The 19368-nt window shown below is 76.6% G+C and carries 14 protein-coding genes; 8 read left to right on the top strand and 6 right to left on the bottom strand.

Features of this window, described 5'->3' with window-relative positions:
* Positions 1 to 37 precede the first annotated feature (37 nt).
* The 5 genes from MNY62_RS12120 to MNY62_RS12100 all read left to right on the top strand — a co-directional run bounded on the left by MNY62_RS12120 (position 38) and on the right by MNY62_RS12100 (position 9179).
* Positions 38 to 1396: an APC family permease gene (locus tag MNY62_RS12120; RefSeq protein ID WP_242344445.1), complete on the top strand. Its 1359-nt coding sequence runs from the start codon at positions 38 to 40 to the stop codon at positions 1394 to 1396.
* 10 nt (positions 1397 to 1406) lie between these two features.
* A complete protein-coding gene (locus MNY62_RS12115; RefSeq protein WP_242344443.1) occupies positions 1407 to 2030 on the top strand; it encodes an SAM-dependent methyltransferase in 624 nt (207 codons plus the stop codon).
* Positions 2031 to 2089: 59 nt separating this feature from the next.
* Positions 2090 to 7399, top strand: a complete 5310-nt coding sequence (locus MNY62_RS12110; RefSeq protein WP_242344441.1) for a carboxyl transferase domain-containing protein — start codon at positions 2090 to 2092, stop codon at positions 7397 to 7399.
* 242 nt (positions 7400 to 7641) lie between these two features.
* On the top strand, positions 7642 to 8562 hold the full coding sequence (locus tag MNY62_RS12105; protein WP_242344439.1) for a hypothetical protein: 921 nt from the start codon (positions 7642 to 7644) through the stop codon (positions 8560 to 8562).
* Between the two features lie 14 nt (positions 8563 to 8576).
* Positions 8577 to 9179: a hypothetical protein gene (locus MNY62_RS12100; protein WP_242344438.1), complete on the top strand. Its 603-nt coding sequence runs from the start codon at positions 8577 to 8579 to the stop codon at positions 9177 to 9179.
* A gap of 108 nt (positions 9180 to 9287) precedes the next feature.
* On the opposite strand, the gene MNY62_RS12095 is transcribed toward MNY62_RS12100, so the two are convergent.
* Together MNY62_RS12095 and MNY62_RS12090 are read right to left on the bottom strand one after the other, a co-directional pair.
* Positions 9288 to 10127: a PfkB family carbohydrate kinase gene (locus MNY62_RS12095; protein WP_242344436.1), complete on the bottom strand. Its 840-nt coding sequence runs from the start codon at positions 10125 to 10127 to the stop codon at positions 9288 to 9290.
* A 51-nt stretch (positions 10128 to 10178) separates the two neighbouring features.
* Positions 10179 to 11939 (bottom strand): DEAD/DEAH box helicase, encoded by a 1761-nt coding sequence (locus MNY62_RS12090; RefSeq protein WP_242344434.1) that lies wholly within the window; start codon positions 11937 to 11939, stop codon positions 10179 to 10181.
* A 138-nt stretch (positions 11940 to 12077) separates the two neighbouring features.
* On the opposite strand from MNY62_RS12090, the gene MNY62_RS12085 reads away from it, so the two are divergent.
* Positions 12078 to 13238, top strand: a complete 1161-nt coding sequence (locus MNY62_RS12085; RefSeq protein WP_242344433.1) for a hypothetical protein — start codon at positions 12078 to 12080, stop codon at positions 13236 to 13238.
* On the top strand, positions 13235 to 13813 hold the full coding sequence (locus MNY62_RS12080) for a c-type cytochrome (RefSeq protein ID WP_242344431.1): 579 nt from the start codon (positions 13235 to 13237) through the stop codon (positions 13811 to 13813). The genes MNY62_RS12085 and MNY62_RS12080 overlap by 4 nt, the downstream gene beginning before the upstream one ends.
* Before the next feature lie 37 nt (positions 13814 to 13850).
* Here MNY62_RS12080 and MNY62_RS12075 read toward each other — a convergent pair whose 3' ends face one another.
* Both MNY62_RS12075 and MNY62_RS12070 read right to left on the bottom strand, forming a co-directional pair.
* Positions 13851 to 15218 (bottom strand): GAF domain-containing protein, encoded by a 1368-nt coding sequence (locus tag MNY62_RS12075; protein WP_242344430.1) that lies wholly within the window; start codon positions 15216 to 15218, stop codon positions 13851 to 13853.
* A complete protein-coding gene (locus MNY62_RS12070; protein WP_242344429.1) occupies positions 15215 to 15700 on the bottom strand; it encodes a pyridoxamine 5'-phosphate oxidase family protein in 486 nt (161 codons plus the stop codon). Before MNY62_RS12070 ends, MNY62_RS12075 begins: the two co-directional genes overlap by 4 nt.
* Before the next feature lie 217 nt (positions 15701 to 15917).
* Between MNY62_RS12070 and MNY62_RS12065 the strand changes: the two genes are divergently transcribed.
* Positions 15918 to 17474, top strand: coding sequence for a serine/threonine-protein kinase (locus tag MNY62_RS12065; protein WP_242344428.1), 1557 nt, complete (start codon positions 15918 to 15920; stop codon positions 17472 to 17474).
* Between the two features lie 29 nt (positions 17475 to 17503).
* Here the strand turns inward: MNY62_RS12065 and MNY62_RS12060 are convergent, their stop codons facing one another.
* Together MNY62_RS12060 and MNY62_RS12055 are read right to left on the bottom strand one after the other, a co-directional pair.
* Complete coding sequence (locus tag MNY62_RS12060) at positions 17504 to 18436, bottom strand: DUF6328 family protein (RefSeq protein ID WP_242344427.1); 933 nt, start codon at positions 18434 to 18436, stop codon at positions 17504 to 17506.
* A 30-nt stretch (positions 18437 to 18466) separates the two neighbouring features.
* Positions 18467 to 19368: (Fe-S)-binding protein (locus MNY62_RS12055; protein WP_242344426.1), on the bottom strand; the 902-nt coding region annotated here is incomplete at its 5' end.

The following is a 19368-nucleotide window of genomic DNA, read 5'->3' as shown; positions in this document are numbered from 1 at the left end:
TTGACGCGCACGCCGCCGCGGCCGAACGTGGCCGGGCATGGGAGCGGGGGACTCGTCCGCTGGGCGCGAGGACCGGGGCGGTGCGCCGCGCCCGGCGCTCGCCCTCCACGACGCCGTCGCGCTCGTCCTCGGGATCGTCATCGGCGCCGGGATCTTCCGCGCGCCGTCGTCGGTCGCGGCGAGCGCGCCGGACGTCCCGGCGATCCTCGCGGCATGGCTCGCGGGCGGCGCGGTCTCGCTGGCCGGGGCGATGTGCTACGCGGAGCTCGCCGCCGCCTATCCGGACCCGGGCGGCGACTACCACTTCCTCTCCCGCGCACTGGGGCGGCCGACGGCGTTCCTGTTCGCGTGGGCGCGGCTCACGGTGATCCCCACCGGCTCGGTCGCGCTCCTCGGCTTCGTGTTCGGCGACTACGCCGGCGATCTGCTCGGCGCGCCCGGCGCGAGCGGGCCGCTCGCCGCGGCGATGGTGGTGGCCCTCACGCTCGTGAACGTCGCAGGGCTCCGCGTCGCCCGCGGCGTGCAGAACGTCCTCACGGTCGCGCTCGTGCTCGGGCTCGTCGCGGTGATCCTCACCGGGCTCGCGCTGCCGGCGGTGCCTCCGCCGGCGGCCCCCGTCCCGGCGCGGCCCGCGTTCGGCCTCGCGATGGTCTTCGTCCTCCTCGCCTACGGCGGCTGGAACGAGGCGGCCTACGTCTCGGCCGAGCTGCGCGGCGGGCGGCGCGCCATCGCGACCGCGCTCGTCGCCTCCCTCCTGCTCGTGACGCTCCTCTACGTCCTCGCGAACGTCGCCTACCTGCGCGGCCTCGGCCTCGACGGCGTGCGCGCCTCGAGCGCGGTCGCCGCGGACCTCCTCGGACGTGCCTTCGGGCCCGCCGGAGCGACCGCGATCGGCGCGATCGTCATCGCCGCGGTGGTGACCTCCGCGAACGCGACGCTGCTCATGGGCTCGCGGATGGTCTGGGCGTTCGGGCGCGACTACCCCCGCTTCGCGACGCTCGGGAGGTGGAGCGCGCGCGCCGCGTCCCCGGTGAACGCCGTCCTCCTGCAGGGCGCCATCGCCCTCGCGCTCGTCGGGCTGGGGGTGCTGTCCCGCCGTGGGTTCGAGTCGATGGTCGCCTACACGGCGCCGGTGTTCTGGCTCTTCTTCCTGCTCACCGGCCTCTCGCTCTTCGTGCTGCGCCGCCGCGATCCCGGGGCGCCGCGCCCGTTCAAGGTCCCGCTCTACCCCGCGACGCCGCTCGTCTTCTGCGCGGCGTGCGCGTTCCTCTTGTGGTCGAGCCTCGTCTACGCGGGCCCCGGCGCCATCGCCGGCGTGGCCGTGCTCGCGACGGGGCTCGCGCCCATGTGGCTCTCGCTGCGCAGGGCGCCGGCGCGCCCACCTGCCGCAGCGTGAAGGAGGCGAGATGATGTCCCCGCTCACGCTCCCGTTCCCCGCGCGGCTCGCCGCGCTCCTCGCCGCGCTCGCCGCGCCAGCCGCGCTCGCGCAGCAGGCCTCCCCCGCTCCTCCGGCCGCCGGGGCAGCCGCCGCGCACAAGCCCGCGCGGGAGCCCGACGTCATCTACGTCCCGACCCCGGAGCGAGTGGTCGCGGCGATGCTCGACCTCGCCCACGTGGGCAAGGGCGACGTGGTGTACGACCTCGGCTGCGGCGACGGCCGCATCGTCGTGGCCGCCGCGAAGCGGGGCGCGCGGAAGGCCGTCGGCGTGGACATCGATCCGGAGCGCGTCGCCGAGGCGCGGGCGAACGTGCGGGCGGCGGGCGTCGGCGACCGGGTGCAGATCCGCGAGGGCGATCTCTTCGAGATGGACCTGTCCGACGCGACGGTGGTGACGCTCTACCTCCTCCCCGACCTCAACCTGAAGCTCAAGCCGAAGCTCCTCGCTCTCCGGCCCGGCACGCGGATCGTGTCGCACGCGTTCGACATGGGCGAGTGGAAGCCGGCCCAGGTCCGCCAGGTCGACGGGAAGACCGTTTACTTCTGGACCGTGCCGCCGCGGGCGAAGGCGCAGGCTCGCACGGGAAGGTAGCGTCGGCGCCGCACCCCCGCGTTCGCGTGTACCCCGCCGCCGTTCCCGGCTAGAACTCGGTGCGCGGCGCCGCCGCCGCCGCCTGCCCGGCAGGCGGGCGGCGCCGGGCGCGCGAGGAGGCCGAGGTGGACGTACGGAGCGGGCTGGGTCGTGTCGCGGTGCTGGACGGGAGCGAGGCGGCGCGCCGTGTCGTGCGCGCGGTGCGGGACCTCGGGCGCGAGGGCGCCGCCGACGCGGCGGTGCTGCTGTACGCCCGGGAGCACCGCCGCTCGCCGGCGGTGCGCGAGGCGGACGAGGCCCGCGAGGTGGACGCCGACCTCGAGGAGGTGCTCCGGCAGGCCCGCGCCGACGCGGCCTGGCTCGGCCCCGCGTCGATCGCGGAGCGCGCCACGTTCGCCGAGGCGTGCGCGCGCGCGGGCGTGGCGTACGTCGGCCCGCCGCCCGACGCGCTGCGCTGGCTCGCTGCGCCGGGCGCGCTCGGAGCGCTCGCGGCGCGGCTCGGGGTCCTCCCCGGGCAGGCGGTCGGGCTCGCGCGGCGGCTCGAGGTGATCGTCGCGCGCGACCGCGCCGGTGGGACGCGGGCGCTCGGGATCGGCGACGCGTCGCTCCGCACCGGCGGCACGGCGTCGCTCGTGGAGTCGCCTCCCGCCGGCCTCGCGGCCGACGTCGCGGAGCGCGCGCTCGCCCTGGCGGAGCGCGCCGCCGTCGAGGCGGGCTGGGTGGGAGTATGCGCGGTGGAGCTCGCAGCGGACGCCGCCGGCCGCATGGCGTTCTCCGGGATCGACGCGCGCGCCGACTCGGCGCCCGCCGTCGAGGAGGCCTCGGGGATCGATCTCGTCCGGCTCGCGCTGCGCCTCGCGGCGGGCGCGGAGCTCGACGATGCGCCGGCCGGGGCGCGCCACGGCCACGCGCTCGCCGCCCGGATCGTCGCGGCCGGCGCGCCCGCCGGGCGGGTCGAGGTGCTGCGGCTCGCGTCGGGGCCGGGGGTGCGCGCGGAGCCCGCGCTCGACGAGGGCGACGAGGCGCCCGCCGGGGCGGTGATCGCGACGGTGATCGCCCGCGGTGACGATCGCGCGGAGGCGCTGGACCGGCTCGAGCAGGCGCTCGCGGAGAGCGACGTCCTCCTCCGTGGCGCCGCCCCGTCGACCGCCTGGCTCCGGGCGCTCTGCGCGCGCCCGGAGGTCCGCACCGGCCGCGCCGGCGCCGGGCTCCTCGACGCGCTCGCCGCGTCCGGCGAGCCCGCCCTTCCCCAGCGCCCCGAGGTCGCCGTGGTCGCCGCCGCGATCGAGGCGTACGACGCCGAGCTCGATCTCGAGCGCGCGCGCTTCGTCGCCGAGGCGCGCCGCGGTCGCCCGCGTGTGGGCCCGTCCTCGGGCCGCAGCGTGGAGCTGCGCCACGCGGGTCGCCGCCATCGGCTCGACGTCCGGCAGATCGGCCCCGGCGCCTACCGTGTCGCCCCCGCGGGCGGCGCGCCGCTCGAGGTCGATGTCGAGCGGCTCGGCGCTCACGAGCGCCGGCTCGCCTGGAGCGGCGGCCGCGCGCGGCTGCTCGTGGCGGTCGACGGGCTGCGCCAGCTCGTGCAGGTGGACGGGGTGCCGCACGTGGTCCGGCGCGATCCTGCCGGCGTCGTCGCGTCGCCCATGCCCGCCGTGGTGGTGGCGATCCCCGTCGCACCCGGGCAGCGCGTCGCCGCAGGCGAGCCCGTGGCGCGCATCGAGTCGATGAAGGTCGAGATGGCCGTGCCCGCGCCGTACGCGGGGACGGTCCGCGAGGTGCTCGCCGTCGCGAACGCCCAGGTCGACCCCGGCGCCCCGCTCGTCCGGATCGATCCCGAGGGCGAGGCCCCCCTCGAGCCGGCCGCCGCTCCCCTCACCCTGGGGGCGCCCGCGCCGGCCGAGTCGGGCGATGCCGCCGATCGTTACCTCGCCGCGCTCTCCGAGCTGCAGCGGCTCGTCCTCGGGTTCGACGTGAGCGATGCGGAGGCCCGCAGGCTCGCCGCCGGCTGGCGCGAGCTCTCCCTCGCGGCGCCGCACGGCGCCGCCACCACGCTCCGGGCCGAGTCGGCCGCGATCGCCGCCTTCGCGGACGTGCAGTCGCTCTACAGCCGCGCGCGCCCCGGCGCCGATCCCTCCGCGACGGCGCCGCTCGAGGCGCTCTGGCGTTACCTCCACGAGCCCGAGGCCCGGGGCGAGGGGCTCGGCGCGACGTTCGTGGCCGCGCTCCGCCGCGCGCTCGGGCACTACGGCCTGTCGCTCGACGTCCCCGGCCGCGCGCTCGAGGTGGCGCTGCTCCGCATGCAGAAGGCCTACGAGCGCGCCGAGGCGCAGCTCGCGCCGGTGCTGGCCATCCTGGAGCGCTGGCTCGCCGCGCCGGAGGCCGCCGCCGCGGTCGCGCCGCGCGAGCAGCTCGATCGGCTCGCGGCGATCGGGCAGGAGCGCTTCCCCGCGCTCGCCGATCTCGCGCGCGAGGTCCGCTACCGCAGGCACGACCAGCCCGGCCTCGATCGGGCGCGCGCGGAGATGACCGCCCAGGCGGAGGCGGACCTCGCGCGGCTCGCGTCGGAGACGGGGGCGGAGCGCGAGGCGCTCGTCGAGCGCATCGTGCAGTGCCCGCAGTCCATCGCGACGCTCGTCGTCTCGCGGATGGCGGAGGCGGCGCCGCCGCTCCGCGCGCGGCTCGTCGAGACGCTGCTCCGGCGCTACTACCGCGACCGCGCGCTCGGCCCGGTCGAGGTCGGCGCCGTCGAGGGGCTCGCGTGCGCGTGGTCGGACTACACGCTCGAGGGGCAGGCGTTCCGGGTGATCGCCGCGTTCGCGCAGCCCGGCGAGGTCGACCAGGCCGTCCGGCGGCTCGCCCGGCTCGCGGCGGAGGTCCCTGCGGACCGCGCGGTCGCGGTCGAGCTGTACGTGTGGCACGACGCGCCGGTCGAGGCGCCCGACGTGCTCGCGGAGCGGCTCCGCGCCGCGCTCGCGGAGGCCGCCTTCACGCGCCCGATGCGCCGCGCCTCGTTCCTCCTCGCCATCCCCGGGCGCGGCCTCGGGCGGCAGGCGAGCCAGGAGCACTTCACGTTCCGTGGGGGACCGTCGGAGTGGACCGAGGATCGCCGCCACCGCGGCGTCCACCCGATGCTCTTCAAGCGGATGCAGCTCGGGCGGCTCGCGCGCTTCGAGCTCGAGCGCCTCCCCTCGGTGGAGGACGTGTACCTCTACCGCGGCGTCTCCCGCGACAACCCCAGGGACGAGCGGCTCTTCGCGGTCGCGGAGGTGCGGGCCATCGCGCCGGTGCGCGACGGCGCCGGGCGCGTGGTGCAGATGCCGTACGTCGAGCGGATGCTCCACGAGGCGCTCGCCGGCATGCGGCGCTTCCAGGCGCGCCGCGCGCCGGGGCAGCGGCTCGAGTGGAACCGCGTGCTCCTCACGGTCGGCCCGCCCCTGCCCCTCACGCGGGACGAGATCCGCGGCCTCGCCGCGCGCATGGCGCCCGCCGCGGCGGGGCTCGGGCTCGAGGTGGCGCTCATCGACGCGCGGCTCCCCGACCCGGCGACGGGCGCGATGAAGCGGACGCTGCTCCGCTTCTTCGCGGACGACCGGGGCGGCGTCTCGATCCGCTGGGACGAGCCCACCGACCGGCCGCTGCAGCCGATGACGGAGTACGAGCAGCGCGTCGTGCAGCTCCGCCGGCGCGGGCTCACCCACCCGTTCGAGATCGTGAGGCTGCTCGCGCCGCCCCGCGGCGCCCAGGCCGCGATCCCTCCCGGCGAGTTCGTCGAGCACGACCTCGACGCCGCCGGCGCGCTTGTCCCCGTCGCGCGCCCTCCCGGCGCGAACCCGTCGAACGTGGTGGTCGGGACGGTGCGCAGCTTCACGGACCGGCACCCGGAGGGCATGCTCCGCGTGGTCCTGCTCGGCGACCCGAGCAGGGCGATGGGCTCGCTCGCCGAGCCCGAGTGCGCGCGCATCGAGGCGGCCATCGCGCTCGCCGAGCGGCTGCAGGTGCCGCTCGAGTGGTTCGCGATCTCGGCGGGCGCGAAGATCTCGATGGAGAGCGGCACGGAGAACATGGACTGGATCTCGCGCGTGCTGCGCCGGATCGTCGAGTTCACCCAGCGCGGCGGCGAGATCAACGTGGTGGTGGCGGGCATCAACGTCGGCGCCCAGCCGTACTGGAACGCCGAGGCGACGATGCTCATGCACACCCGGGGCATCCTGGTGATGACGCCCGGCTCCGCCATGGTCCTCACCGGGAAGGAGGCGCTCGAGTACTCCGGCAGCGTGTCCGCCGAGGACAACATGGGCATCGGCGGCTACGAACGGATCATGGGGCCGAACGGCGAGGCGCAGTACCGGGCCGGGAGCGTCGGGGACGCCGTCGCGATCCTCATGCGGCACTACGCCCACACCTACGTCGTCCCGGGCGAGCGCGCCCCGCGCCGCGCCGCGACCACCGACCCCGTCGATCGCGACGTCCGCGCCTACCCGCACGGACCCGAGGGCGGCGCCGGGTTCGAGACGGTGGGCGACGTCTTCAGCCTGGAGAAGAACCCGGACCGCAAGAAGCCGTTCGACATCCGGCGCGTGATGGCTGCGTGCGTGGACCAGGATCACGCGCCGCTCGAGCGCTGGCGCGACCTGCGCGGAGGCGACACCGCGGTCGTGTGGGACGCGCACCTCGGCGGCTTCCCGGTCTGCCTCCTCGGCATCGAGTCCCGCCCGCTGCCGCGGCTCGAGTTCGTCCCCGCCGACGGCCCGGAGCTCTGGTCGGCCGGGACGCTCTTCCCGCAGTCCTCGAAGAAGATCGCGCGGGCGCTCAACGGGGCGAGCGGCAACCGACCCGTCGTCGTGCTCGCGAACCTCTCGGGCTTCGACGGCTCCCCCGAGTCGATGCGCCGGCTCCAGCTCGAGTACGGCGCCGAGATCGGCCGCGCGGTGGTGAACTTCCAGGGCCCGATCGTCTTCTGCGTCGTGTCGCGCTACCACGGCGGCGCGTTCGTGGTCTTCTCGAAGGCGCTCCGCGAGGACCTGGAGGTCGTCGCGGTGGCGGGCGCGCGGGCGTCCGTGATCGGCGGCGCTCCCGCCGCGGCCGTCGTGTTCGCGCGCGAGGTCGAGTCCCGCACGCGCAAGGACCCGCGCGTCGCCGAGGCGGAGAAGGCGGCGGCCGCAGGCGGGGCGGCGCGGCTCCGGCTCGCGGAGGTGACGGGCGCGGTCCGCGCCGAGAAGGTCGGCGAGGTCGCCGAGGAGTTCGACGCGACCCACACCGTCGAGCGTGCGCTCCGCGTCGGCTCGCTCGATCGGATCATCGCCCCCGAGGAGCTCCGGCCTTACCTCGTGGCCGCCCTCGAGCGGGGCATCGCACGCCTCGCGGGCCGCTGATCGGGCGGCCAGCGGGCGCTCGGCCGCTCGCGCTCGCGCACTCCGTTCTGCGACCGCTCGCGGCTCGAGGGAACGAGCGTGCCCAGCGGTTCCCGTCCGTTGCCACGCGGTGGGCACCGGACTTCCTCTCGTCCGGCCGTCCGGTGCGTGAATGTGCGTTCGAGCCTACCTGCGCCCACCGGCACGACGCATGAACGGGCCCCCGCCAGCTCCCGCTCTCCGGGAGCGAGGGAGAATCCCACGTGAGACAAGCCTGCAGGTGGGCCGGCGTCGCCGCGATCATGCTCGCGGCCCCGCTGGCCCGCGCACACGAGCTCGTGTGCGAGAAGACCGTCAACGGAGCGGCCGTCGCCGAGGTCGACTCCTATCCCGCAACCCTCACGTTCCAGGCGACCGTCCGGAACGTGCACCCCACCGACGTCTCCATCGTCGAGTGGGTGAGCGATCGGTTCATGGACCCGCCGCGCCTGGAGCTCGACCTCGCGCTCCCGGTCGGCGGATCGCGCACCTTCGAGTACGGGCTCACGATCGCCTCGTACGAGGAGTGCGTCGCGCTCGCCGGAGAGGCCGGCATGTCGTGCTCGACCGCGGGCGGCTGCGCGCGGCTCGACAACCGCTTCGCGGCCGGGTGGGACCAGGGCGAGGCGCAGTGCACCGCGCGGGTGGTGTGCAAGCCCCCCGCGATCCCGCCCCCGCCCCCGCCGAGCGGCGCCACCCGGACGCTCGGGTTCTGGAAGACGCACGTCGACGCGGCGACGGCCTGCATCGCCGGCGGCCCCATCGACCTCGGGTTCGTGACCCTCGACTCCCTCGAGGATCTGCTCGGCCTGCTCTGGTCGAGCCCGGCGCGCTACCCGTCAGGCGATCCGCGCGACGCGCTCGGGCGCTTCCGCGTCCTGCTCGCCCACCAGACCGCGACCGCGATCTGCAACACGCGCGCGTTCGGGACGACGACGCCGCTCGTGGCCGAGGCCGTCTCGGCCCTCGGCGGAACGGCGTGCGGCGACATCAAGGGGCTCGTCGACGACCTGACGGCCTTCAACGAGCAGGGCGACGCGCTGCCGTTCCCCGACGGGTTCGTGGTGGGCCCGGCGCAACCCGTCGATGCCCGACAGATCGCCGTCGATCCCACCTCGCCGACCGGCGAGAGCTGCAGCCCGTGAAGGAGGAACCGACCATGACCCGAACCCTCGAGAGTGGCCTCCTCCTCCTCTCCCTCGCCGCGATCGCCTGCGGCGGCACCGGCCCGAAGAGCAATGCCGCCCCTCCCGGAGCGCCCGGGCAGCCGGCGATCGAGAGCCCGACGACGCCCCCGCCCGACGTCTCGAACAGCACCACCGATCCGACGGCGTCCACCGAGCCGCAGCTCGCGAGCCTGCGACTCCTCGGCGTCGCCAACCCCGGCTTCGACGCGGTCGTCCTCGACCTCGCCGAGGTCTCCATCGAGGTGGACGGCGCGCCGCTCGCCATCGACCTGAGCCGCGTCACCACGATGGACCTGACCCGCGCCGATCAGGCCTGGGACCTCGGCACGTTCGCGCTGCCGCCGCCGGGCACCGTGGCGCACGTCCGCATCGTCCTCGACGACGTGGGGGCGTGGGAGGAGGGCGCCGAGGCGGGGGCGCTCGACGTCTGCGGCCTCCCGATCGAGTTCGACGCGCCGGCGGAGTGGCTCGCGCTGCGCGGCCACGCGGTCGTGCACCTCGACCTCTCCCGGTCGATCCTGAAGGTCGACGCGCAGGACGCGATCCTGCTGCCGCAGCTGCAGGTCCGGTACTGACGCTGGAGAGGGGGCCGCTCGTCCCGAGAGCCTGTCGGGACGAGCGGCCGAGTTCAGAGGGCGACGCGGACCCCCGACCTCGACCTCGCCGCGAACGGCCGCCTCCGCTCAGCGCGGCGGCAGCTCGAGCCGGAGCTGCCCCGCGCGTGGATCGAGCCCGCCCAGCACCGCCGCGCCGTGGTGCCCGGCGCGAGCGCAGGCCTCCGCGAGCGGCACGCCCGCGGCGAGGAAGAACGTGAGCGCCGCTGCGAAGCTGTCCCCCGCGCCGTAGGCGCCCCCACCTGCCGGTGGCGAGGGCGGCGCCTCGAAGACCGCGAGCCCCTCCTCCGTCTCGATGCGGCCACCCCGCGCACCGTCGGTGAGCACGAGCGCGGCGGGCGGCACCGCGTAGTCGGCGCGCCGGCTCGCCTCGCGCGGATCGCGCGCGCTGCCGACCACCACGTCCGCCCGCACGCCCGACGCCGCGAGCGACGGCTGGCGCCGGGCGGCCACCACGAGCACCCGGGCCGCGCGCGCGGCCCGGAGCACGGCGGGATCCTGCGCGGTGAAGTAAGCGGCGTCGAATCCCGCCAGGGCGCCCCACGGCAGGGGGTCCTCGGCCCGGGGATGCAGCGGCTCGCCCACGACGACGATCGTGCGCTCGCCGGCCGGGTCGACCATCGCGATCGCGCGCGTGTGGGGCTCGGCCCGGCGGGCCGCGTGGAGGTGAGCGCCGCTCGTCGCGAGCTCGGCCGCGACGGCGTCGCCCGCGGCGTCGTCGCCGATCGCCGTGAACAGGTGCAGCTCCGCGGGGCTGCGGACGAGCTGCCAGAACGCGACCCCACCCCCGCCCCCCGGGAACGAGCGCGGGCCCTCGAGGTGGACGATCGCGCCCGGCGCGGGCACGGCGGGGACGCGGCCGATCGTGACGTGCTCGACGTGGCCGATGACGGCGATGCGGAGGCTCACGCGCGCGGTTCTAGCGCGGAGGCGGAGGCTCGCGCACGCGTACCCGCGCGGCTACCGCGGCCCCCGCCGCTTCGTGGCCGGCGCGATCCGCCGCGGCGGCGCGCCCTCCCCTCGCGCGCGTTCGTAGCGGCGCGGCCCCTCGGCACCGTGCGGCCGCGCCGCGTGCCTCGGCTCCCCGGCGCGCGCGTGCGGGCCGAGCGGCTCGATCCGGGCGTCGGGCATGCGCGCATCGGGGCGCTGCGCGGCGCGGAGGAACCGCTCGGCGACCGCGGCGGCGACCTCGAAGCGCGTCTCCCCGGCCTGGATGACGATCTTGCCGATGTCGTCGCGGGTCACGCCGCCGCGCCGGCAGAGGAGCGGGAGGATCCAGCGCGGGTCCGCCTGGCGCGAGCGGCCGAGGGAGAGCCGGAACCAGACCGCGTCCTTGGGAGGCCCGGCCCGCGGAGCGCGCCTCTCGCCGGCGCCGGCGGGCGCCTCGCGAGCGGCGCGAGCCGTCTCGGGCAGCTCCTCCGGCGCGGGCTGGCGCGCCCGGTCCCGCCGCACGAGCGCGACCGCGAGCTCGAGCGCGGAGCGCGTCTCGACGAGCCGGTGCGCCGCGGCGAGATCCTCCTCCGGCGCGTCCGCGGCGAGCGCGACGACGTCCGCCCCGAGCCGCTCGGCGTCGCCCGCGCGGATCGCCTCCGCGGTCGGCACCGCCGTCCACTGCGCGGCGACCCCCGCCTCGCGCAGCATCCGCTCGAGCCGGTAGCGCTCCGGCGGCGCGGCGAGCAGCACCGCCACGCCCTTCCGCCCTGCGCGCCCGGTCCGGCCGCTGCGGTGCTGGAGCGCCTCGGCGTCGCGCGGCAGGTCCGCGTGCAGCACGAGGGCGATGCCCGGCAGGTCGAGCCCGCGGGCGGCGACGTCGGTCGCGACGAGGACGCGCGCGCGGCCGTCGCGGAGCGACTTCAGGGCACGGGTCCGCTCCGCCTGCGTGAGCTCGCCGGAGATGGCCACCACCTCGAACCCCCGCTCTCCCAGGCCCGCGGCGGTGTGCTGCACGGCCTCGCGCGTGGCGCGGAAGACGAGCGCGCTCGGCGGATCGGCCTCGCGCAGGACGTTCACGATCGCGTGCTCGCGCTCGCGCGCCGCGACGAGGTGCGCGCGGTAGGTGATGTCGGCGTGCGCCTCGCCCGCGGGCGTCGCGGCCACCCGCGCGGGTTCGCGTGTGTAGCGCTTCGCGAGCTCGACGATGGGGCGCGGCAGCGTGGCCGAGAAGAGCACGGTGCGCCGGTCCGGGGGGGCCGCGCCCAGGAGCTTCTCGAGCTCCTCGCGAAAGCCCATGTCGAGCATCTCGTCCGCCTCGTCGAGGACGAGGGCGCGCACGGCCGAGAGATCGAGCGCGCCGCGCTCGAGGTGATCGACGAGCCGTCCCGGCGTGCCGACGACGAGGTGCACCCCGTCGGCGAGCACCCGCGCCTCGCGCCGCGCGTCCATGCCGCCGACGCACGACGCCACGCGTCCGCCGGCGTCCGCGTAGAGCCAGGCGAGCTCGCGCTGCACCTGGATCGCGAGCTCGCGCGTCGGCGTGACGACGAGCGCTCCCGGCGCCCCCGCCTCGCCGAACGTCTGCGCGCCGTCGAGGAGCGTCTCGGCGACGGCGAGGCCGAAGGCGATCGTCTTGCCCGAGCCGGTGCGCGACGAGACGAGCAGGTCGCGGCCGCGGTGCGCGGCGTCGAGGACGGCGACCTGGACCGGCGTCGGCTCGGCGTAGCCGCGGCGGTCGAGGGCGGGGAGGAGCGCGGGGTGGGCCCCGATGGAGCTGAAGGTGTTCACGGGCTACGTTCTAACCCTGACGCGCCGCGGTTAGGCACTTCTTAGGAAGCGCGGAGGGATCATTTAGGAAGCGGGCTCACCCGCTCCGCAGGCACATTGCGCACGCACGGCGCGGCGGACCGCCGGCGCGGAGGCGCGATGCGGGGGACGGGTCGGGAGGGGCTTCGACGCGGCGCGAGGCGGCGCTTCTCCGCGCTGGCCCCCGCGGGCGCGGTTCTCGCCGCCGCGCTCCTCCTCCGCGGCGGCGCCGAGAGCGCCGCCGGCGCGGCGCCCGAGCCGGCGGCGGCGGTGGAGAGGTCCGCCGCGAGGGCGCCCGCCCGCCTCGCCGACACCGGCCTCTACGCCGACGCCGCGGCAAGTCGGGTCGCCCCCGACGTGCTCCCCTACACGCCCCAGTACCCGCTCTGGTCGGACGGCGCGTCGAAGCGACGCTGGATCCGCCTGCCGCCCGGATCCGCGATCGACGCCTCGGACCCCGACGCCTGGGTCTTCCCGATCGGCACCCGGATCTGGAAGGAGTTCAGCTTCGGCCGGCGCGTCGAGACCCGCTACATGGAGCGGGCGGCCGACGGCTCGTGGATCTTCGCGGCCTACGCCTGGACGGCCGACGGCTCCGGCGCGGTGCTCGCCCCCGAACGTGGAATCCGCGCCGCGGCCGAGAGCCGCCCGGGGATCCCCCACGACATCCCGTCCGTCTACGACTGCCGCGCCTGCCACGAGGGCGGTCCCTCGCCGGTGCTCGGGTTCTCGGCGCTGCAGCTCTCTCCGGACCGCGATCCGCTCGCTGCGCACGCGGAGCGGCCGGGGGCGAACGACGTCGACCTGCCCGCGCTCGTCGCGCGCGGGCTCGTCCGCAGCCTGCCCGAGGCGCTCCTCCACCGGCCGCCGCGGATCGCCGCGCCGACGCCGCGCGCCCGCGCCGCGCTCGGCTATCTGCACGCGAACTGCGGCACCTGCCACGACGCGCGCGGGCCGCTCGCGACCCTGGGGCTCTCGCTCGTTCAGCGCGTCGGTCCGGGCGGTGCGCCGGACGTGCCCCTCGCGACGACGGTCGGCGTGCCGAGCCGCTTCCGTCACGCGGGCGCCGGGGAGGCCCCCGTCCGGATCCTCCCCGGCCAGCCCGCGCAGAGCGTCCTCCTCGCGCGCATGGCCTCGCGCGATCCGCTCGTCCAGATGCCGCCGCTCGGGACCCACGCCGTCGACGAGGCGGCCGTCGCGCTCGTCTCCACGTTCATCCGTGAGCTCCCACCCGACGCGGTCCCCTCTCGCAACCCCCCACCTCAGGAGGAAGCCCGATGAAGAAGCGCATCATCCCCGTCACCCTCGGCGGCGCCGCAGTCTTGATCGCCGCGCTCACGCTCGCCCGCGTGAGCGCGGACGCGGGAGGCGACGTCGCGCGCGGCAAGTACCTCGTCACCGTGGCCGGCTGCAACGACTGCCATACGCCCTGGAAGCCCGGGAAGAACGGTCCCCCCGAGCCGGACATGACGCGACTGCTCTCCGGGCATCCGGAACAGCTGACGATGCCGCCCGCCCCGGCGTCGGCGGAGGGCCCGTGGATGGTCACGGGAGCCGGCACGATGACGGCCTGGGCCGGGCCGTGGGGGGTGAGCTTCGCCGCCAACCTGACCCCGGACGCGGAGACCGGCATGGGCAAGTGGACGGAGAAGGACTTCGTCGACGCGATGCGCTCGGGTCGCCACATGGGCCGCGGGCGGCCGATCCTCCCGCCGATGCCGGTGCAGAACGTCGGCGCCATGACCGACGCGGACCTGCGCGCGGTGTTCGCCTACCTGCGCTCGATCCCGGCCATCAAGAACCGGGTGCCGGAGCCGCGCCCGCCCGCCCTCGCGGACGCCAAGCCCGCGAGGTGATCGCGCGATGCGCTCGGCCGCTCCGCGCGCCGGTCGGTCACCCGCACTCCTTCTCGACGAGCGACACGGCGCAGTCGAGCTGGAGCGTGAACCGGCCACGCCGCACCGGCACGAGCCGCACGTCGGGACACCTCTCCTGGAGGCGCCGGCGCAGCAGGATGAGCCGGCTCTCCAGGTTGTCCTTCACGGGCGGCAGGCCGAGGCCGGGGTCGAGCCGGAGCTCGCGGTTCGTGAACTCGGTGCGCCCCTCTCGCCGGTGCTGCCCGAGCAGCTTCCAGAGGATCCGGCCGGGCACGTTGCGGACCAGGTACTCTCCGTCGACGAAGACGCAGTCGTCGTTGCAGTAGTAGCAGAAGACGCGCCTGCGCCCCTCGGCCGGGGGCGCCCGGGGCGGGGGCGCGCCGCCGTCGGCGTCTGCGGCGACCGCCTGCACGCGATCCATCCCCGCCGCGATCTGGTTCCCCACGATCCCGAGGAAGGCCTCGTCCCAGTCGTCGAAGCAGAGCGGGTCGCGGCTCTCGAAGGCGAGCACGCCCACGAGCCGGTCCCCCGCGAGCAGCGGGAGCGCCAGCTGCGCCTGCGCGTCGGCGAGGCCGGGGAGCGGGAGCTCCGGGGGGAGCGCGCCGCCGCCGGAGGCCGCCACGCGCTCGCGGATCGCGCGCCCGTAGCGCAGCTCCGCCCCGACGCCCGCGACGCGGAGCATCCGGCGCCGCTGCGCCACGCAGCCGATGATCCCCGCCCCGAGCCGCGCCCGCGCGCCGAGGCCGGCCTCGCCGTAGCCATGGCTCGCGATCGCGACGAGCTCCTCCCCACCTGCGGGGACGAGCACCATCGCGTGCGAGAACCCGAACATCGTGTCGAGCGCCTCGAGCGCGCCGGCGAGCAGCGCCGCGAGGTCCGGCGCGCGGGCGATGCGGTCGGAGACGACCTGCAGCCCGCGCAGCTCCGTGAGCGGCCCCGCTGGCAGCGACGGCGCGGCCTCCTCGAGGGCCGGATCGCGCGGCAGGAGGAACCCCTCCACCCGCTCCACCGAGAGCACCTCGTAGACGTCGGCCGAGCGCAGCGCGAACACGCCCGTCATCCCCGTGTGCGAGGCGATCGCCTGGATCCGCAGGGCCATCGCGTCGAACAGCGGCCCCTCGGTCTCCGCGTGCTCGAAGCGCAGGCGCAGCCGGTACGCCTCGAAGGTGAGGGGGTGGTAGAGCAGCACGGAGGCGAGCGGGTTCTCCTCGACGTTGCGCCGGGTCTTGTTGAAGAACTGGCAGGAGAGCGCCACCCGCCCAGGATCGACGTAGTGGACCTGCGACAGGTACGTGACGTTCGGCTCGCCGTCCCGGCCGCAGGTCGCGATCTGCGCCGGCACGATGCCCTGGAGGCACGGGCCGAGCTCCTCGAGCCGGATCATGGCGCGCGCCCAGCGACCTCGCCCAGCGGGGCCCCTGCGTCGGGCCCGGGCGTCTGCACGAACAGGCTCTCGACGCGGAAGCGCACGGCGTGGCACGGCCAGTGCGCGAGCCGGAGCGTGGCGCTCGCGGGGAGCCCGACGAATCCCCACGCCTCGGCGAGCGCGCCGAGGTACCCCTCCACGCGTCCGCGCTCGTGCGCCGCCGCCTCGCGCACCTCGAGCGCGTGCCCCTTCACCTGGACCGAGCGATGGTCGGCGGCGCGCGAGAAGCAGACCGCGATCCGCCCGTTGTCGCTCAGGTTCGCGAGCGCCTCCGCGCAGGTCGCCGAGGGCAGGAACACGGTGAGCTCGGCACCCCCCTTCTCCACGCGCGCTCCCACGGCGCGCGTCGCGTCCGGCGAGAGCCGTGCGTCGCGCGTGGCGACGAGCATCGAGAGACCGGACTCGAGAAAGCTGACGAGCTCCGCGGGGATCACCACCACCTCCGACGAGCTATCCTAAAAGGCGACGGCCGCGCGCACCCTTCCCGGAAACCGGTCCCGGGCGGGGTCCTGTGCACCTTGCAGTCCGAACACGGGGCCGCGCCCGAGAGCTGCGCCCCACCCCGCGTCCCGTCTTCCTGCGGCTTCTCGTCGCCGGAAGGACCGGCTACCGTGCGTTCCATCGCCGCGGCGCGACGACCGCCTGCGGAGGGCACCGGTGACACCACGGGAGACGCTCGAGCTCGCCGCCGAGGCGCGCGACGCGGCCGCAGCGCGGGTCGGGCCGCTCGAGGAGGAGTCGATCCGCCCCGGCCTGCTGCTCGACGGGCGCTACCTCCTGCAGGCGCTCCTCGACGAGGGTGGGACCTCGAGCGTCTGGCGCGCGGAGAACGTCCGCATCGGGCGCGCCGTCGCGGTGAAGATCCTGAGGCCGGAGGTCGCACACAGCCCCCGCGACGTCGAGCGCTTCCGGCGCGAGGCCCAGATCGCGGTGCGCCTGTCCTCGCCGCACGTCGTGGACGTGCTCGACTTCGGTGACGCGCCCGGCGGCGGGCTCTACCTCGTGATGGAGCTCCTCACCGGCGAGTCGCTGCGCGAGCGGCTGCGGCGGGAGGAGCGTCTTCCGCCCGCCCGCGTGACGGAGCTCCTCCGCCAGCTCCTCGCCGGGCTCGACGCGGCGCACCGCGCCGGCATCGTCCACCGCGACCTGAAGCCGGACAACCTGTGGCTCGTCCCGCTGCCGGACGGCGAGGAGCGGCTCAAGATCCTGGACTTCGGGATCGCCAAGCTGGCGGAGCCCGCCCCGTCGGCGGACCCTGCCGAGGCGGGCTTCGTCGTCGGCACGCCGCAGTTCCTCTCGCCGGAGCAGGCCGTCGGGGGCGAGGTGGATCACCGCGCGGACCTCTACAGCGCGGGGGTCATCGCCTGGCTGCTCGCGACGGGCCGGCACCCCTTCCCGACGCACGATCCGCTGACGCTCCTGCGCGCCCACGCCTACGAGCCGATCCCCTCGCCCTCGCGCGAGCTCCCGTCGCTCGTCGGACACCCGGCGCTCCTGCGATTCATCGCTCGCGCGACGGAGAAGGACCGCGATCTCCGCGCCCAGAGCGCGGCCGAGCTGATCGAGATCCTCGAGGGCCGGGCCCTCGCGGCCCCGCCCCTGGCGCCCCCCGCGGCCTCGCCCGTCCCGTCCGAGCTCGCGCCGCCGCCCTGGGTCCGGACCGCGCTCGCCTCCGCGCGGCGCAGCGGGCCGCTCAAGGCGGCGGCGGCGATCGCGCTCGCCGCGGCGATCGCGCTCTCCTGGGCGGCGCTGCGGCCGTCGCCCCACCGGCTCATCGCGGCCGGGCGCATGGCGGACGCCGAGGACCGGATCACCGCGCTCGTCGCGCGGCGCGGCCCCGGAGATCCGGAGGTCCTCTATCTCGGCGGGCTCCTCGAGGCCGCGCGCGCGGAGCGCGACGCGCCGGAGCGGCTGCCGGATGCCTTCATCGCCTGGTCGCGCGCCCTCGCCGCCGGTAGCCCTGCGGCGCTCGCCGCCCTGGAGCGCGAGGCGCGCTCGGAGCGCTGCGATCGGCGCCGGCTCGCGGCGCGCGCCCTCGGCGACTCGGGCGCGCCCGCCGGGCTCGAGACCCTGCGCGCGCTCGCCGCCGCGGAGCCGCCCCTCCCCGAGCCCGACGGCGCGCTCGCCCGCGTCATGCGCGAGCTCGGCCAGCGCTGCGGCGCGGGGGACCTCGCGCGCCGCGCCATCCGCGAGCTCGAGGCCGGGCGGCGCTGAGAGGGCCGGGACCGATCCGAGACCGCGCCCTACGCCTCCGCGACCTCACGCGGCCGGCCGCGGCGCAGCGCGCGCGCCGCGAGCGGCAGCCCGAACCAGGTGGCGGCCAGGAGCGCGAACGCTGCGCCCGCGACGGCGACGGCGAGGCGCGGAGCTCCGGGGAGGAGCCGGTAGGTCACGACGCCGAGATCGGTCGCGAGCCCCGCCGCGAGTGGGAGGATCGCCGCGAGGACGAAGCGCGTCGCCACCCGATGGAACGCCTCCGTCTCCTCCCCCCGCTCGACGATGCGGTGCCAGGCGGCGGGCGCGACGAGCAGGACGACGGTGAGGACGCCGAGCCCCACCGCGCCGACGTGCGCCCACTGCGCCCCGCGCGGCAGCTCCCGGAACGCCTGCGTCATCATCACCGCGAGCTGGAACCCGAGCAGCGCCTGCGCGCCGGGGAGCACCATGCGCGCCTCCGTGAGCACGTGCCGGATCTTCTTCTCGACGCTCGTGTCGCTCACGTCCCTGCCCTCCCCCCGCGCCGGACGTCTCCCGCGCGCGATGCCGGTCGCGACGTACCACGCGCCCATCGCGGCGAGCGCGACGGCAACGCCCGCGAGCGCGGCGCCGCGAGCGCCCGCGACCGGCTGGATCCCGATCGCGACGTCGCCGGCGAGCCCGAGCGCGAACGGCAGGAGCGCCATCGAGACCGCCCGGAGGGTCACCCGATGGATCCCCTCGGTGTCCTCGCCGCCCTCCACGAGCCGGTGCCACGGCGAAGGCAGGACCACGAGCGCGAGCGCCGCGAGCAGCGTGACGAGCGTCGCGAGCTTCAGGGCCCTCGCCCAGCCCGGCAGCGCCTCGAAGCCGGGCTCGAAGAACGCCCGGAAGTCGAACCCCACGAGCACCTGGATCCCGAGGACCAGGATCCGCGCCTCGTCGAGCGCGTTCTGGACCTTGCTCGAGAGCTCCGCCACGCCTCGAACGCTGAGGCGTGCCGGGCGCCGCTACAAGCCGCGAGGGAGCGGCGGGGCGCCCGCCCGTCCGGCGTCGGCGTCCTCGGCGGCCCGGATGGCCCGGTCGAGGAGCTCGATGGGATGAGCCGCCGGGAGAGCGGCGCCGCGCTCCGCCAGCATGCGGCGGATGTGGAGCGAGCAGCCGGGGTTCGCGCTCGCGAGGAGCGTCGCGCGGGTGGAGAGCACCGCCTCCGCCTTGCGCCGGCCGATCTCGTCGGCGGCCTCCGGCTCCACGAGGTTGTAGACGCCCGCCGAGCCGCAGCACTGCTCGCCGTCGGGGACCTCGACGAGCTCGAGCTCGGGGATGGTCCGGAGCAGCGCCCGCGGCGGCTCGTTCACGCGCTGGGCGTGCCCGAGGTGGCAGGGCGAGTGGTAGGCGACGCGCGCGCGGAGCGCGGCGCGGCGGGCCCGCGGCGGCAGCGCCGCGAGGAGCTCGGTCACGTCCTTCACGCGCGCGGCGAACGCGCGGGCGCGCGGGCCGAACGGGTCGTTCTCGAACAGCGCCCCGACGTCCTTCAGGTGCGAGCCGCAGCCGGCGGCGTTCACGACGACGACGTCGATCGCCTCGCGCTCGAACCGCTCGATGAGCCGGCGCGCCAGCCGCCGCGCCTCGTCCTCGCGCCCGGCGTGCAGCGAGAGCGCGCCGCAGCAGCCCTGGTGGCGCGGCGCGACGACGTCCACCCCCTCGGCGGCCAGCACGCGGACCGTGGCCGCGTTCACGCCGGGGAAGAAGACCCGCTGCACGCAGCCGGTGACGAGCCCGGCGCGCAGCCGCCGCGCGCCGCGCGCCGGCGTCCGCTCGGGGAGGCGGGCGAGGAGGTCGCGGAGGGGCACGTCCGGCGCGAGGGCGTCGAGCGCCGCGAGCCGCCGCGAGACGCGCAGGAGCCCGGCCC

The organism is Anaeromyxobacter terrae, assembly GCF_022690685.1.
GTDB classification, from domain to species: Bacteria; Myxococcota; Myxococcia; order Myxococcales; family Anaeromyxobacteraceae; genus Anaeromyxobacter; species Anaeromyxobacter terrae.
The sequence above is the reverse complement of the archived record's forward strand: the minus strand, read 5'-3'. Positions and strand labels throughout refer to the sequence as shown.

Coding starts and splice junctions, on each gene's coding strand:
- MNY62_RS12120 (WP_242344445.1), top strand. CDS start 38: ATGGGAGCGGGGGACTCGTCCGCTGGGCGCGAGGACCGGGGCGGTGCG.
- MNY62_RS12100 (WP_242344438.1), top strand. CDS start 8,577: ATGACCCGAACCCTCGAGAGTGGCCTCCTCCTCCTCTCCCTCGCCGCG.
- MNY62_RS12115 (WP_242344443.1), top strand. CDS start 1,407: ATGATGTCCCCGCTCACGCTCCCGTTCCCCGCGCGGCTCGCCGCGCTC.
- MNY62_RS12085 (WP_242344433.1), top strand. CDS start 12,078: ATGCGGGGGACGGGTCGGGAGGGGCTTCGACGCGGCGCGAGGCGGCGC.
- MNY62_RS12075 (WP_242344430.1), bottom strand. CDS start 15,218: ATGATCCGGCTCGAGGAGCTCGGCCCGTGCCTCCAGGGCATCGTGCCG.
- MNY62_RS12080 (WP_242344431.1), top strand. CDS start 13,235: ATGAAGAAGCGCATCATCCCCGTCACCCTCGGCGGCGCCGCAGTCTTG.